The sequence below is a fragment of the Flavobacterium sp. Leaf359 genome (genome assembly GCF_001423985.1).
GTDB lineage: Bacteria > Bacteroidota > Bacteroidia > Flavobacteriales > Flavobacteriaceae > Flavobacterium > Flavobacterium lindanitolerans.
Window position 1 is genome coordinate 571,566 of record NZ_LMPW01000012.1, and the last position, 13,496, is coordinate 585,061.

16 protein-coding genes are annotated in these 13,496 nt (G+C 36.8%); 12 read left to right on the forward strand and 4 right to left on the reverse strand.

Going from position 1 to position 13,496, the window contains the following annotated elements; translation table 11 throughout:
- Positions 1-102: 102 nt before the first annotated feature.
- Positions 103-408: a hypothetical protein gene (locus ASG38_RS11015; protein WP_056070563.1), complete on the reverse strand. Its 306-nt coding sequence runs from the start codon at positions 406-408 to the stop codon at positions 103-105.
- A 264-nt stretch (positions 409-672) separates the two neighbouring features.
- On the opposite strand from ASG38_RS11015, the gene ASG38_RS11020 reads away from it, so the two are divergent.
- The 3 genes from ASG38_RS11020 (at position 673) to ASG38_RS11025 (ending at position 2,721) form a co-directional block, all read left to right on the forward strand.
- Complete coding sequence (locus ASG38_RS11020; protein WP_235498586.1) at positions 673-1,671, forward strand: MBL fold metallo-hydrolase; 999 nt, start codon at positions 673-675, stop codon at positions 1,669-1,671.
- A 557-nt stretch (positions 1,672-2,228) separates the two neighbouring features.
- Positions 2,229-2,387 (forward strand): hypothetical protein, encoded by a 159-nt coding sequence (locus ASG38_RS17720; RefSeq protein ID WP_157486149.1) that lies wholly within the window; start codon positions 2,229-2,231, stop codon positions 2,385-2,387.
- A gap of 58 nt (positions 2,388-2,445) precedes the next feature.
- Positions 2,446-2,721: a hypothetical protein gene (locus ASG38_RS11025; RefSeq protein ID WP_056070569.1), complete on the forward strand. Its 276-nt coding sequence runs from the start codon at positions 2,446-2,448 to the stop codon at positions 2,719-2,721.
- Between the two features lie 68 nt (positions 2,722-2,789).
- On the opposite strand, the gene ASG38_RS17725 is transcribed toward ASG38_RS11025, so the two are convergent.
- Genes ASG38_RS17725 through ASG38_RS11045 form a run of 3 tightly spaced genes read right to left on the reverse strand, consistent with a single transcriptional unit; the run spans position 2,790 to position 5,396 of the window.
- Positions 2,790-3,341, reverse strand: coding sequence for a hypothetical protein (locus tag ASG38_RS17725; protein ID WP_157486150.1), 552 nt, complete (start codon positions 3,339-3,341; stop codon positions 2,790-2,792).
- 4 nt (positions 3,342-3,345) lie between these two features.
- Positions 3,346-4,038 carry a response regulator transcription factor gene (locus tag ASG38_RS11040; protein ID WP_056070579.1) on the reverse strand — a complete coding sequence of 231 codons (693 nt, stop codon included), beginning with the start codon at positions 4,036-4,038 and terminating at the stop codon, positions 3,346-3,348.
- On the reverse strand, positions 4,035-5,396 hold the full coding sequence (locus ASG38_RS11045) for a sensor histidine kinase KdpD (RefSeq protein ID WP_082482204.1): 1,362 nt from the start codon (positions 5,394-5,396) through the stop codon (positions 4,035-4,037). The genes ASG38_RS11040 and ASG38_RS11045 overlap by 4 nt, the downstream gene beginning before the upstream one ends.
- A gap of 319 nt (positions 5,397-5,715) precedes the next feature.
- Here ASG38_RS11045 and ASG38_RS11050 point away from each other — a divergent pair, with 319 nt between their 5' ends.
- The 9 genes from ASG38_RS11050 to ASG38_RS11090 all read left to right on the forward strand — a co-directional run bounded on the left by ASG38_RS11050 (position 5,716) and on the right by ASG38_RS11090 (position 13,347).
- Complete coding sequence (locus ASG38_RS11050; protein WP_056070586.1) at positions 5,716-8,106, forward strand: TonB-dependent receptor; 2,391 nt, start codon at positions 5,716-5,718, stop codon at positions 8,104-8,106.
- A gap of 232 nt (positions 8,107-8,338) precedes the next feature.
- Positions 8,339-8,995, forward strand: coding sequence for an ankyrin repeat domain-containing protein (locus ASG38_RS11055; protein WP_056070589.1), 657 nt, complete (start codon positions 8,339-8,341; stop codon positions 8,993-8,995).
- Between the two features lie 108 nt (positions 8,996-9,103).
- Complete coding sequence (locus ASG38_RS11060) at positions 9,104-9,595, forward strand: hypothetical protein (protein ID WP_157486151.1); 492 nt, start codon at positions 9,104-9,106, stop codon at positions 9,593-9,595.
- 47 nt (positions 9,596-9,642) lie between these two features.
- Positions 9,643-10,113: a hypothetical protein gene (locus tag ASG38_RS11065; protein ID WP_056070595.1), complete on the forward strand. Its 471-nt coding sequence runs from the start codon at positions 9,643-9,645 to the stop codon at positions 10,111-10,113.
- On the forward strand, positions 10,110-10,601 hold the full coding sequence (locus tag ASG38_RS11070; protein ID WP_056070598.1) for a hypothetical protein: 492 nt from the start codon (positions 10,110-10,112) through the stop codon (positions 10,599-10,601). The genes ASG38_RS11065 and ASG38_RS11070 overlap by 4 nt, the downstream gene beginning before the upstream one ends.
- A gap of 113 nt (positions 10,602-10,714) precedes the next feature.
- Positions 10,715-11,260, forward strand: coding sequence for a hypothetical protein (locus ASG38_RS11075; protein WP_056070601.1), 546 nt, complete (start codon positions 10,715-10,717; stop codon positions 11,258-11,260).
- Positions 11,261-11,293: 33 nt separating this feature from the next.
- Positions 11,294-11,674 (forward strand): PH domain-containing protein, encoded by a 381-nt coding sequence (locus tag ASG38_RS11080; protein WP_056070604.1) that lies wholly within the window; start codon positions 11,294-11,296, stop codon positions 11,672-11,674.
- 189 nt (positions 11,675-11,863) lie between these two features.
- The gene (locus ASG38_RS11085; protein WP_056070608.1) at positions 11,864-12,193 is read left to right on the forward strand and encodes a DUF4339 domain-containing protein; all 330 of its coding nucleotides are present in this window, start codon (positions 11,864-11,866) and stop codon (positions 12,191-12,193) included.
- Positions 12,194-12,645: 452 nt separating this feature from the next.
- On the forward strand, positions 12,646-13,347 hold the full coding sequence (locus ASG38_RS11090) for a GYF domain-containing protein (RefSeq protein ID WP_056070611.1): 702 nt from the start codon (positions 12,646-12,648) through the stop codon (positions 13,345-13,347).
- Positions 13,348-13,496 lie beyond the last annotated feature (149 nt).

The following is a 13,496-nucleotide window of genomic DNA, read 5'->3' on the forward strand; positions in this document are numbered from 1 at the left end:
GCATATTTTTGATTTGAGATTTTTGATTTATGACTTACGTTTCAAACTGCCAACTATAAACTATCCACTATAAACTATCAATTATCAACTATCCACTATAAACTATAATTCGTTGATTTCCTTCTTAAAAAAGTTTACATAAAAAAAGTCGTCCGGGTCCAAACCCTGCTCCAGTATGGCAGCATTGATAAGTCCAATCTTTTCTTCATCGAGCTCTTCCGGATTGGAGAAGTTAAGAAAGGTGACAAACTCATCACTGTTATGGAACTTAAAGCTGAGAGGCGTATTGAGAGAATATTGTGTAATCTTAAAATCGAGTTTGTTTCCCAGTTCCCGTATATGCTGTTCAGATTCTATGAAACCGTTTTTAATCAGTGATTCGATGATGTTCTTGAAATTATCGTTCATGGTGGCTGATTTTATAAAATTGTCTTACTAATATACGATTTAAAAATGAAATGACAGTTATGATAAATCCAACAGTTTTTTTGTTTTTGTTATATTATATTTAGCATAGCTTTTATTTTTTGAATCCAATTTATCGATAGCTTTGGCATAGTTAAATCTCAAAATCAGATGACTTTTATTTTTACTCTGTGTATACTGCTGGCAATTTCTGTCTTTCTTTTTTTTAACCATCCCAAATTTGGAAGACGACCGTCGGGCAACCGGATGGAACGTATCAAAAAACTTTCAAATTATGGAAACGGGCAATTCCAAAATATTTCCAATACGCCAGATCTCACTGATGGGGCGAATCTGTTTACAGTGTTAAAAGACTTTTTCTTCGGGAAAAGCAAGCGAAATATTCCATCAGGTGTTATTCCTTCACAAAAAACCGACCTGAAAAATCTGAATCCCGAAAAAGATGTATTGGTCTGGTTTGGTCACTCGTCTTATTTTATGCAGCTAAGCGGCAAGACTTTTTTGGTTGACCCGGTGTTTAGTAACCATGCTTCACCTTTATCGTTTACTGTAAATGCATTTAAAGGTTCCAATGTGTATAGTGCGGCCGATATGCCGGAGATAGACTTCCTGCTTATATCACATGATCATTGGGACCATTTGGATTATTATACAATGCTCCAATTAAGACCAAAGGTAAAACGGATCATTACAGGATTAGGGACAGGTGAACATTTAGAACGTTGGAATTTTAATATGAAAATGATTGACGAGCTTAATTGGCATGAGTCACTGGATTTGGGCTCAGGTTTTAAGATTCATACGGTTCCGGCACGCCACTTCTCAGGCAGAGGTTTTAAGAGAAATCAGGCCATCTGGCTGGCATTTGTGCTCGATACGCCACAGAAAAGAATATACGTTGGAGGTGATTCCGGCTATGATACTTTTTTCAGACAAACAGGCGATGCATTTGGGCCTTTTGACCTTGCGATATTGGAATGCGGACAATACAACAAGAATTGGAAGTATATTCATATGATGCCGGAACAAACGGTACAGGCCGCATTAGACCTAAATGCTAAGGTATTGTTGCCTGTGCATTGGGCCAAATTCCCGCTTGCGCTTCACGATTGGGACGAACCTATCATAAGAGCAGTAGTTGCTGCCGAAAAGACCGGACAGCCTATTGTCCATCCTATGATTGGAGAAGTATTGGATTTAAATGTGCTGGATAGCAAAAATAAATGGTGGGAAGGAATTGATTAGTTGAAAGTTGAAAGTGGATAGTTGAAAGTGGATAGTGGATAGTGGATAGTGGATAGTTTTTAGTCTATTCATCTATTCTCTATCATCTATTATCCAAAACCATACCTATATAAAAATGCAAAAGCCGACCTGGAGCGATCGACTTTAGCGGTGAGAGCGTAACCCTGTTTCCAGGTCTCTCGGTGCAAATGTACTCTTATTTATTAGAACCGCAAGCTTTTTTTAGTTTATAGTTGATAATTGATAGTGGATAGTTGATAGTTTATAATTGATAGTGGATAGTGGATAGTTGGTAAAGGATAGTCTTTAGTTGATGATGGATAGTTGTTAAGTTATTAGTCTATTCATCTATTCTCTATCATCTATTATCCAAAATCTAAAATCATAAATCCAAAATCATAAATCCTTAAAAAATCTCATTACACGTTTCTTCCTTTTTGTTACAAAATCCGAGGTTTTTATATTAAAGTTATATTAAATCAATATTCGGATTGCTTATTTTGTCGTATCTTCATGACGAATTAATAATTAATAACCCAAAATAATACGCACTGAAAATGAAAACAAAAAGCCTTTTATTGATCGGAATTGTAGGTCTCTCTTTAGTGACCATTATCAAAACGGTATGGAACAGGATGGAAATCTTCGACGAAGAGGAGGAAGACCAAGAGTTAGAAGGTCAAGATGAAGAATATGGCTTTCCACTTTTCATCTAGGTAAAAAAAATTATTACAAGTTAGTTTACGAATCAAATTATTATATAAAAACAGCGCTATGACAAACAAGAAACTAATTTTAGGAATTGCGGCGGGAGTCGCAGCCTTAGCAGTAGTAGGAATAATTTGCAATAAAAAAGGATATATTAATTTCGGCTCGATGCTGGATAAGGCAGGCGATATGGCCGGAAAAGTAAAAGATACCTTAGGCAAGATAAAAGATTCGGCAGTAGCCGAAGCCGATTCTGTGATTCAGGAAAGTAAAAATATTGCCGGAAAAGCTATAAATGCTGCTGCCGGAGTAAACGACAAAGCTTCAAACGCTGTTAGCTGATTTGATTCATTGTTAGTTTGGAAACGGCTGAATGTTTAACATTCAGCCGTTTTTTTATTGCCTAGATATTAATTAGATAACGCTTCCGAAATCTTTTCGCCTAAAGCAACGAATTTGTCTACAGCGCTATTAGAATTTAATTCTTTGTTTACAGTTCCCTTTAGTCTTCCGTCAGATAATACGAAGCTGTAAGCCGCTTCGCCATCTTCAAGTCTTTTCCACGTGTAGGTGTCACCCTTACTGCTTAAATAGTCCTTTTCAAGATTTTCCATCAAAATTTTTCGAATCTTTTCGGTCTTATAGTCATCAAAGCTTGCCCGTATCGAATACGTAAAATCGGAATTATTGACAGAAACAGAAGTAGAGCTGGAACTTGAACTAGAGCTGCTGCTTTTACTTTTTTTACTGCTGCTTTTGGCTTCTGCTTTTACTGGAGTAGATGAACTGCTGGAAACATACGTTTTTCCATTAATTGTTACTACTGAATTAACGTTTGCCGAAACCTTGGTCGACGTTGCCGGAGTTGGTGGTGTTGGTGGCGTTGGCGGTGTCGGAGGAGTCTTCTGTGCGCTTGCCAAATAGCTACAAGCCATAAATGCGATGGTGATAATTAGTCTCATAATATTATTCTTTAATGTTAAACTCAAAACCCAAGCCTCTCACGCTTGGAATAGATATGGCAGGATCTTCGCTGAAATACTTGCGTAATCGGCTGATAAAGACATCCATGCTCCTGCCGGAAAAGAAATCGTCGTTGCCCCAGATTTCTTTCAGGATATCTTCTCTTTTTACAAGCTTGTTTTTGCTGGCATATAAAAACTGGATCAGGTGTGCCTCCTTTTCCGTTATTCGGTGTGTAACGTTTTCATGTGTCAATAGATAGTTCTCGTTATCAAAAAGATATTGTCCAATTTTGAATTTTTTATCTGCTGTGTGCTGTGGCGCCGTTTTTTGCACGCGCTTCAATATATTCGTAATTCGCAATATCAATTCTTCTACTTCAAAAGGCTTGACGATATAATCATCGGCTCCAAGTCGTAACCCTTTTATCTTGTCTTCCTTCATGGATTTAGCTGTCAGGAAAATAAAAGGCGTTTCCGGATAGGTGTCAACAACTTTTTCAGCCAGTGTAAAGCCGTCCATTTGTGGCATCATTACGTCAAAGACACAAATGTCAGGTTGGGTTGCCGGAAACAGTTTTAGTGCCTCTTTGCCGTCTTTGGCCCAGGTGACGTCAAATCCGGAAAATTCCAGATACTGCTTCAAAATGGAAGCATAGTCGAAATCGTCTTCTGCTAATAAGATGTGCTTTTTCATAAGGGTAGTGTGATTAAAAATAGGGCTCCTTTGTCTTCTTCGCTTTCTACTTTGATTGTGCCTTTATAGGATTCGATGAGCTGCTTGACATAAAACAGTCCAAGTCCGAGTCCTTTTGTTTCGTGTATGTTTCCTTTTTCAATTCTGTAAAATTTATCAAAAATTGCGAACTGTTCCTTTGTAGCAATACCTTGTCCATTATCCTGAATGCTCATGACAAAGTTGTTTTTCTGAGATTTCATTTCAATGTCAATTGTTGTAGCGCCATATTTTACTGCATTTTCCAGCAGGTTTACAATAATAGTGTTCAGATGGAAAGGGTCAATTTTAGCGTGAAGGCTTTTCTGCTCCTGATGACAGTTAATAACAGTGTCCGGATGCGAAAGCTTAAAGTCGTCTATAATATCACGAATTTCACTGCAGCTGATTTCCTTAACGTTTTCTGAACGTGTTGAAGGTAGCAATGAAGCATCAGTAACCTGACGGAATAACTTCTGTAGTCTTTCATTCTGTCTTTCAAGTAGTGACAAAGTATGCCTGTAATGCTCTTCAGTCATGTCCTTCTCTTTGCGTTGTAAGGTTTTGATGGCAATATCCATCGTAGCCAGCGGGGTTTGGAATTCGTGGGTAATATTGTTTACAAAATCGGTCTTGATATCTGCAATACGTTTCTGACTAATCAAATTTTTAAGTGATAAATAATAGAGATAAACCACAAATGCCATAAGCAGTACAGAAAAAATCAACAGTCCGGCCATTTGGCTGATTACTGTCATTTGCCAATTGGCGACACTATAATAGGTTTCGCTTTTGATAAGAAATTTAAGATCTTTTTTAATCGGATCCAGGAGGCTGTCTTTAACATTCAATTCCAAATCGCTTTCCCACCGGCCGGTTGAAGCCGATATCTCATCCTTGTTTCTTATACGGTTGCCACTTACAAACAGCTTACCTTTATATAAGGTTTCCATTTTTTTATTTTCGAGAATCGTAGCCGAGTTGATATAAACGGAATAACCTATGTCGTAGTCGCCTGGCTTTTTCTTTTTTGCCATATAATCAGACATGAGGCTGCTTAGAGAGTCTGACTTTTTAGTCATAAAAGTGACAAACTCTTCTTTTTTTACTCTTTTGTACGCATAATCTTTGATAAACTGGCCTGTAAGCCGCATCCAGGCATTGTTAAGGTCATACCATTCGTCAGTATCTTCCATATCCACAAGCTGTTTCTTGATTTTGGCGCTGACTTCCTTTTCGGTCAGTTTATAAGTATTGTATATAAAATAGCCCTGTATCGTTGCCAGTGCGGCTACGGTAAAAATACAGGAAGCTATTAATAACATTATTTTTCGTTTCATGACAAATGCTGGTTTGTTGGGACAAAGCTAGGTGTTTCTTGGTTTCGGAGTACTAAAAAACAAACCGTTAACCCTTCTTTAACCAAAACAAACAGTAATTGACGGGATGTTTGCAGACTGGTCGCGGGCTACAAAATAGCAAGGGACTCTTTTGTTAAATACAGTGCATAGTGCCGTTTTGTGTTTAACCCTTCGTTAACCCTTCGTTAACCCATTTCCAGAAAGCGTTTGCTGAGATTTGCATCATCAATCATCGGGTTTCAATCATCATCAATCAATTAATCATCTGAATCCAATCGATTCAATCATCAATCAAATCATGAAACAGTTAGTTATTTTTTTGCTGCTGTTCCCTTTGTGGAGCAGCGCACAGCACAGCCTCTCCGGTTCCGTAACAGAAACCGGAGGCAAGGCGGTGCCTTTCACGGATGTGGCTTTATTAAAAGCACAAGATTCTACCGCTTTTAGAAACGTACTTGCCGATGAGGAAGGACGTTTTACAATAGCGTCAGTTGATAACGGACAATATATACTGAAAGCAAGCGCGATTGGAATGTCAAGTGCCTACAGAAATATAAATGTAACAGGCGATTTACAGTTGGAGCCTCTTGTATTGTCACAAACAGCAGAAATGCTAGAAGGTGTTGAAATAGTTTCAAAACGGCCAATTGTAAAAAGACTGGTAGACCGTATGGAATTTAATGTAGAAAACTCTTCCTTATCTTCTAATAATGCATGGGAAATCCTTTCCAAAACACCGGGTGTTACCGCCACCGGTAGCGGCAGTATTTCGGTACGAGGCAGTCAGAGTATTCTGGTAACCATCAACGACAAAAAAATATACATGTCGGGCGATGAACTGAAGCAATATCTGGAAAATACAAGCGGAGATGACGTAAAATCGATTGAAGTCATTACTAATCCACCGGCTAAATATGATGCTCAGGGAGCTGCTGTAATCAATATCAAGCTTAAAAAAGTAGTAGCATTGGGCTACAAAGGCTCTGTCAATACGGCCTATGTGCAGTCCATATATCCAAAAGCAGTAACGTCGACAGGACATTTTTACAAAGGCAAAAAGCTTTCCTTAATGGGACGCTATACTTTTGGAATGGGAGAATATGTAAGCGAAAGCCGGGACAAAACACGTTATTATGATGAAAATGGCGCAACGGCTTCAGAATGGGATAGCTTTTTGCGTCGCAAGAGTAAATCGTTGGAACAGCATTCTTACCGGCTACAGGCAAGCTATGAACTGGATTCACTCAATACGTTTTCAATAGGAACCACAGGTTTTCAGGCTCCGGAGCAGCGAGGCAGGTATAGTGCGCCAACGTCTATTTACGGTAGTGACGGGCTACTCGATTCATTATATGTGACAACAAATAACAGAAAAAACCCGGCTCGTAATGCGGCTTATAATTTTCTATACGAGCGCCTATTGTCTGATAAGGCCAAACTGGTATTCAATACAGACTTTACAAACTATCTTTCCAAGGATTATCAGGACATTATGACGGCCTTTTCATTGCCAGACGGTACGCCTTACCGTGACAATCGTTTTATAAATAATAGCCGTCAAGCTATCAAGCTCTTTTCGATGCAGGCCGATTACAGCAATGAAACAAATGGTACGTTTGAAGCCGGATTAAAATACGGGAACGTTTCTGCGGATAGCAATCTCGATTACAGAGATGATATTGATGGAATATTGGTACCTAATCCCGGCCGAACCAGCAAATTCCTGTATGATGAATCTATCTTTGCAGGGTATATGAGCTATAGTAAGGAATTTGGTAAATGGAGCGTAAAGGCTGGACTACGAGGCGAATATACTTCGCTTGAAGGTAATTCGGTTACAACTTCCGAAGTCAATGACCAAAATTATTTCAAACTGTTTCCTACCTTTTATACGATGTACAAGCCCAACGAGAATCATGAAATAGGCTTTTCTTATGGCAAACGTATCAGCAGGCCGCGTTACAGTCAGCTTAATCCTTTCCGAATCTATAACAATAATTATTCTTATGGCATGGGAGATCCGAAGTTATTGCCAACCATTGTGCACAACCTGAATTTCTTATATACGCTAAAAGGGAAATATAATTTTGACCTGTATTACCGATTGGAAAAAGACCCATCGATGGAAATTGTCTACCAGGATTATGAAACAAATACGGTTGTTTACCAATTTACCAACATCGATAAAAATTATGCATTTGGATTGGAATTCAATACCAATCTGACATTTTTTGACTGGTGGGATGCCGGTATTCAGGGAGCCTTTAGCTATGTAGAAGACCGTTTTCAGGGAGTAGACGGGAAATTGTATAGTAACGGACGACCTACCTATAACTTTAATGTCAACAATCGTTTTGCTTTGAATAAGAAAAAAGATTTTAACGGGGAGATTAATTTCGATTATAACTCCTCTTCGGTGCAGGGTACGTTTGTTTTTACACCTACAAGCAACCTAACTCTGGCATTACGGAAGAAAGTATTGAAAGGAAACGGAGAAGTATATGGTATTTTTTCCGATGTTTATCGGGGCGAGACATTAGGTTTGAGAACAGACTATGGCAACCAGTATAATAAGTCACGCTTTTATGCCGATTCACAAAACTTCAGGTTGGGATTCCGATATAATTTTGGAAACCAGAAATTAAAGGAAAAAACAAGAGAGCAGACGGAGGAGCAGAGAAGGATTTGATAAATTTTGGATTTAAGATTTAAGAGGTGCTATGTGCCTGTGCTTTAGAATCTGGTATAGAAACCTGCTGTATGGCAGGTTTTTTTATTTAAAAAAAGCGATGAATTTTATATGAAATGATAGAAATGTTTCTACTTATATTATTAGGAAAAAGGGTTACTTTATCTTTGTAGTATGGTTTTAAAGAAAATAATAATCAGGATTTACGGGAAAATTAAAATTTAATACTACTATGAAAGCTGTATTTTTAATGACATTGATAGCGTTAGCTGTTTCTTGTCCTCCTTTAACTCAAAAAACACAGGTAATGAATCAGGATATTTTAGAATTAGTACAAAAAAATGATGTGCAGGGCATGGCAAAGGTACTTGAAAATGGTGCCAATGTGAATACGGCTGACAACCATAAAAACTCTTTGCTGTTAATAGCTACACGAAACGGACAGACCGAAATGGCTAAGCTATTGGTTCAACACGGTGCCGATGTCAATCAGCAGTCTGATAATCTTGACAGTGCTTTTTTATATGCCGGTGCCAGCGGACAGACAGAATTAGTGAAACTCTATTTGGATAATGGTGCCCGTTTTGATGTTTTTAATAGATATAACGGAACCGCACTTATCCCTGCTTGCGAACGGGGTCATGTGGAAACTGTCAGATTACTTGCAAACACTAAAAAATTTCCCATAGACCATGTTAACCGTTTAGGTTGGACGGCTTTGATGGAAGCCATAGTGTTAGGTGACGGTAGTAAAAAATATCAGGAAATTGTTCAGATTTTAAAAGATGCCGGGTCCAGACTGGATATTCCTGATAACGATGGTATAGGTCCTTTACAGCATGCCAAAAAAAGAGGTTTTAAAGAAATTGTGAAAATATTGCAGACCTAAGATGTTTACTTTTTAACAAAGCCTAAAAATGGCAAAAAGCTACGATTACTGATTAAATATTTTTAATTGTTGATTAAAATGCTATACTTTAGAGTAAAAACATTTGTTATGAAAAAACTATTCTTTTTAATGATTCTTGTCTTCTTAAGTTCTTGTGTGAAAAATGAACAGAAGGAAGATTTTTCTACTATTATAATTAACCTGGGCCATTCACAGTATCCTACACAGATTATCATTGATATCCAAAAAAGCCAGATTGTGTATCAGAATCTGAATGTGGTATTGGCTGCTTCGGCAGATGCTGACAAAACCATACCCTATAATCAAATAGTATCTCTTGATAAAACTTCGCTAAGTAAAATTATGGACCTCTTTTATGCTATAGACAGGACACCGCAGGAACGGAATAAGTCTGCCGAAGGTATGTATTCTTCTATTGAAGCGCATTCAGATAATGGAAAGGTCTTAAATATAGACCAGCTAAATGACAGACATACGGATGAAATTGCTTTTTTTGAAGCGGTTTTGAAAACCATTGCTAAAAAATCAAAAGATCCTAATGTACAGCGTGAAATGGACGATTTGATTAAAGGATTATAATAGTTTCTGATTTCAGTCTTTAGATTTGTAAAACCATTATCCTTCCCATGAAAAAATGTTTTGTTTTATTTATCGTTACAATTTTTACTTGTTGTTCTCCAAAAGGAATTAAAAAGGATATTACAATAATCGAAATGCAGATTTCACCCTCATTTTGGTTTCAGAAAAAAATTGTATTTAATGTAAAAGAAAAATATTTGTTATATAAAAATCTAAGCGCTTTTGTTGATGAAGAAAGATGGGTTTTACGTAATGAAGCAAGTGAAAATACTTTAATTTCTCTAACAGATAGCGAAGTAGACTCGCTTGTAATGCTCTATGATAAAATCATTATTTCTGAGGAAGAAGTATTAACACCTCCGGATGGAGAAACCATCCTTATTCAGGCAATAGAAAATAACAAACTTGTCAGTATTCATAATGGTGAAGGAATTTACGAGCTGCGCAAGGCTTTAATAGGGATTGTAAAAGAAAAATCTAATGATCCAAAGATTAAAAAAGAAATGTTACGATTATGAGTAGTTCTCATTTTTTTAAAGTTATAGTGGTTGTATTATTTGGTTTGTCATTTTCGTCTTGTAAGGAGAAGGCTTCAATTTCATTACTATCAGTAGAGTTTGTGAAAGATGGTTATTTTGATATGGACGTAATTATTAACCTGAAAGAAAGTTATTTGCTGCATAACAGATATTCTGTTGTGCCAGTTGGAAATCACTCCTTATCTCCTGACGTCTTTAAATTGTCAAAAGAAGAGACGGATTCTCTCTCAGTTCTTTATAAAGCAATCAAACTTACGAGAGAAAAACGACAATATATTGATAAAAACATGCTATTAACATATATAGAAGCTGTTGAAGGAAATAAAATTATAGCTCAAAGGAAACAAAATTCAAAGAGGACAGAAGAGGAAAAAATCTTTCTTAAAAAGATTCTTCACCTGATAGCTAAAAAATCAAAAACCCCAAATGCACAGCATCAAATGGACAAGTTAATTAAAGAATTATAATGAAAAGTCTGCTCCTTAGTGTTAAATATTGCTTTAATACAAAATAAATTTAAGGCTTTTGAAATAAGAAAATATTTTGACAAATACTCGTACCTTAGCAAAAACAATTGGCCATGAAAAACTATATTTTGCTCAGTTTTGTCATTGTGTTCTTTGTCTCATGTAAGACTGGGAAATTGTCAACCCAAGACACGCTATCTCAATCAGAAACTGTCATTATTGGAGAAATCAGAATTATGAATGGTGATAAAGAGGTAACCAAAAATTCCAAAATCTATTTTGACGAAAATACAAAAGGTGTATTGTTTTACAAACTTGCAGCCGACGGACTCGTTATGATGAAGCTTCCTAAAGGAAATCATTTTATCAAATACATATACACACCCTATGGTTCTGTCAACCTGCCAATAGGCTATGCAAATTTTTCGGTACCTGAAACAGGAAAAGTTTATTATATAGGTACAATTCTAATAGATACTGAAAAAAAGCTTCGCAAAAAATCAAGAGGCATCATATATGACACGGACCCGAAAGGATTAAAAGAAGAAAAGGTGCAGATTACAATATCGGATACTCCACAAAAAGTTTCCAAAGCCTACCATGATGCATTCGGAACCGATAAAAAAATAGAAAATGCTCTTCTGACGGTAGCGCCCTAAAACATCGAACAACTTAATTTAAAAATAACAAAAATGGGATTATTTTCGGCATTATTAGGCAACGCAGGTGCGGTAAGCCAGGACGAACTTCAAAAAAAATACGGGCAGCTTCTCACAGAAGGTGAATCAATAGAATTGGGCTTTAAGCTGCTTCGTGATACATTTATATTTACTAATAAAAGATTGATCCTGATTGACGTGCAGGGACTTACCGGAAGTAAGACCGAATACAAGTCTATTGCCTATAAAGCCATCAGCCGCTTTAGCATAGAAACAGCAGGAACTTTTGAATTGGATGCCGAATTAAAAATCTGGGTGTCCAGCGAAGCCAATCCAAGTATTAAAAAACAGTTTAATAAATCGGTTAATGTCTATGAAGTGCAGAAAGTATTGGCACATCATGTGTTAAAATAAGAAAAAATAATTACTATTTTAATAAAAATTATGACCCGAGGCATTGCTTCGGGTTTTTTTATTTGCTAATTTGTAACAGGAATACAAAAAATAACAAGTTTTACGGGAATCCGTAAGGTGATTGTTTTTTCGGAGCCTATTTTTGGCAATATGTAACAAAAGCGACATAGAGGGAATAAAATGTAAACCATGAAAAAGTATTATTTGAACAGGGGAGACGAAAATCTGGGCCCTTTTAGTCTGGAAGATTTGAGAGAACATAGGATATCCCCTGAAACAATGGTGTGGTTTATAGGGCTTGAAGGCTGGACTCCTGCTAGAAACGTCAGGGAACTGCGTCCTCTGTTTGAGAGTATTCCCGGCCATGAACTCACAAGTAGCCAGGGTGTTGAAAAATATTATATTTCTAAAATGGAAAAAGAATCCTTTTTCCTCAAGCATATCGATAAATTTTTGTTGCTCTTCCTTTTTGCACTTGCTGTGGGTATCATCATGTTTTTACTGGAATTAAATCTGTAAATAAAAGTTTTTACAAACAATTACGGGTTTAAAATTCTCGTAATGTGAATATTTTTTTTAAGAAAAGCATTGTTTTACGGATAGCCGTAAGGAAATAATTCTCAATACATATAAATTTGGAGTTAAGTATATTTTGATTAACAGTTGGGACACGCGGATCTAGCCATAATAGTGATGCAATCCGGACTAAACCGCCTTCGGACGGTTTTTGTTTTATTAGTATTCTTGATTTCGGGAAATGTAACTATGCTTAAGTAATTGGTTTGAAAGTTAAAAATAAGAGCTGATAGAATAATAACTCGCACAATTTGTGAGTATTACAAGGAATTAATATCATTTTTTCTGAAAAAAAGTATGTTTTACGGAAACCCGTAAGGAAATTGGTTTTTGTAGAATTACATTTGATATTAATTGTTTGTCTCAGGTCTATCTATTTTGAATTCACTGTTTTTATGAAAAAGTATTACATAAATAGTGGGGAACAAAATCTGGGTCCTTTTGATTTGAATGATTTGAAATCAAAAGGAATTGGCAGAGATACGCTGATTTGGTTCTTTGGTATAAGTCGTGGCTCCAGGGTCAGAAACATGTCGGAATTAAAAGAGCTGTTTCGGGCAAACCGGGAGAAAAGGAAAGAAGGGTTCCGCAAATCTATGAATGACGAAACAGCTTCTTTTTTAAAAGACCGACTGCTGCTTTTTGTAGCATTGGGACTGATTCTTGGATTTGGCATCTTGTTTTATAGTTTTTATATTACAAGTAGCATTTCTAAAGACGAACAGCGAAGTTATAATGAATTGCAGTTATCCAGAGAGTTATTTTGGAGAGAGCATTCAGCCGATAATGATGAGCCAATAGGGATTGCCTTGTCCGGACAGGAAAGTTTATTAACGTCAGATGAAAACGGAGCTGCGGCCAAAAGGATGACGCAAATAGAAATCGAACTGGATATGGCAACACAAAATCTGGAGGCAGCAAAACAAGAGCTTTTAGGAGCCAAATCTTTCCAGTTTTTAAGGATGACAGATGACAGGAAAGAAGAAATTGAAGAAGCAAACAAAAAAATACAGGTCTGGAAGGAAGAAATCCGAACCTTAGAGATAGAGATGGAGCAATTGCAAAAAGTTCCTCATCTGGCCAGCTTAGCAGAATGAATTTCTAAATTTATCCACTATACACTACAAATTTTTTCCCAACCCTTTAACCGCTCCCCTGCACAGGAGCGGTTTCGCTTTTTGGTGCTGTGTCATTGCAAAAAAGTATCTGTTTCTACTTAAAATAAATGCCTATTCAGAAGCATAAT

Bases quoted from the DNA above. Each gene is read 5' to 3' on its own strand.
- ASG38_RS11020 (WP_235498586.1), top strand. From the start codon at position 673: ATGGAACGTATCAAAAAACTTTCAAATTATGGAAACGGGCAATTCCAA.
- ASG38_RS11055 (WP_056070589.1), top strand. From the start codon at position 8,339: ATGAAAGCTGTATTTTTAATGACATTGATAGCGTTAGCTGTTTCTTGT.
- ASG38_RS11070 (WP_056070598.1), top strand. From the start codon at position 10,110: ATGAGTAGTTCTCATTTTTTTAAAGTTATAGTGGTTGTATTATTTGGT.
- ASG38_RS11025 (WP_056070569.1), top strand. From the start codon at position 2,446: ATGACAAACAAGAAACTAATTTTAGGAATTGCGGCGGGAGTCGCAGCC.
- ASG38_RS11075 (WP_056070601.1), top strand. From the start codon at position 10,715: ATGAAAAACTATATTTTGCTCAGTTTTGTCATTGTGTTCTTTGTCTCA.
- ASG38_RS11040 (WP_056070579.1), bottom strand. From the start codon at position 4,038: ATGAAAAAGCACATCTTATTAGCAGAAGACGATTTCGACTATGCTTCC.
- ASG38_RS11080 (WP_056070604.1), top strand. From the start codon at position 11,294: ATGGGATTATTTTCGGCATTATTAGGCAACGCAGGTGCGGTAAGCCAG.
- ASG38_RS17725 (WP_157486150.1), bottom strand. From the start codon at position 3,341: ATGAGACTAATTATCACCATCGCATTTATGGCTTGTAGCTATTTGGCA.
- ASG38_RS11050 (WP_056070586.1), top strand. From the start codon at position 5,716: ATGAAACAGTTAGTTATTTTTTTGCTGCTGTTCCCTTTGTGGAGCAGC.
- ASG38_RS17720 (WP_157486149.1), top strand. From the start codon at position 2,229: ATGAAAACAAAAAGCCTTTTATTGATCGGAATTGTAGGTCTCTCTTTA.
- ASG38_RS11090 (WP_056070611.1), top strand. From the start codon at position 12,646: ATGAAAAAGTATTACATAAATAGTGGGGAACAAAATCTGGGTCCTTTT.
- ASG38_RS11060 (WP_157486151.1), top strand. From the start codon at position 9,104: ATGAAAAAACTATTCTTTTTAATGATTCTTGTCTTCTTAAGTTCTTGT.
- ASG38_RS11085 (WP_056070608.1), top strand. From the start codon at position 11,864: ATGAAAAAGTATTATTTGAACAGGGGAGACGAAAATCTGGGCCCTTTT.
- ASG38_RS11065 (WP_056070595.1), top strand. From the start codon at position 9,643: ATGAAAAAATGTTTTGTTTTATTTATCGTTACAATTTTTACTTGTTGT.
- ASG38_RS11015 (WP_056070563.1), bottom strand. From the start codon at position 408: ATGAACGATAATTTCAAGAACATCATCGAATCACTGATTAAAAACGGT.
- ASG38_RS11045 (WP_082482204.1), bottom strand. From the start codon at position 5,396: ATGAAACGAAAAATAATGTTATTAATAGCTTCCTGTATTTTTACCGTA.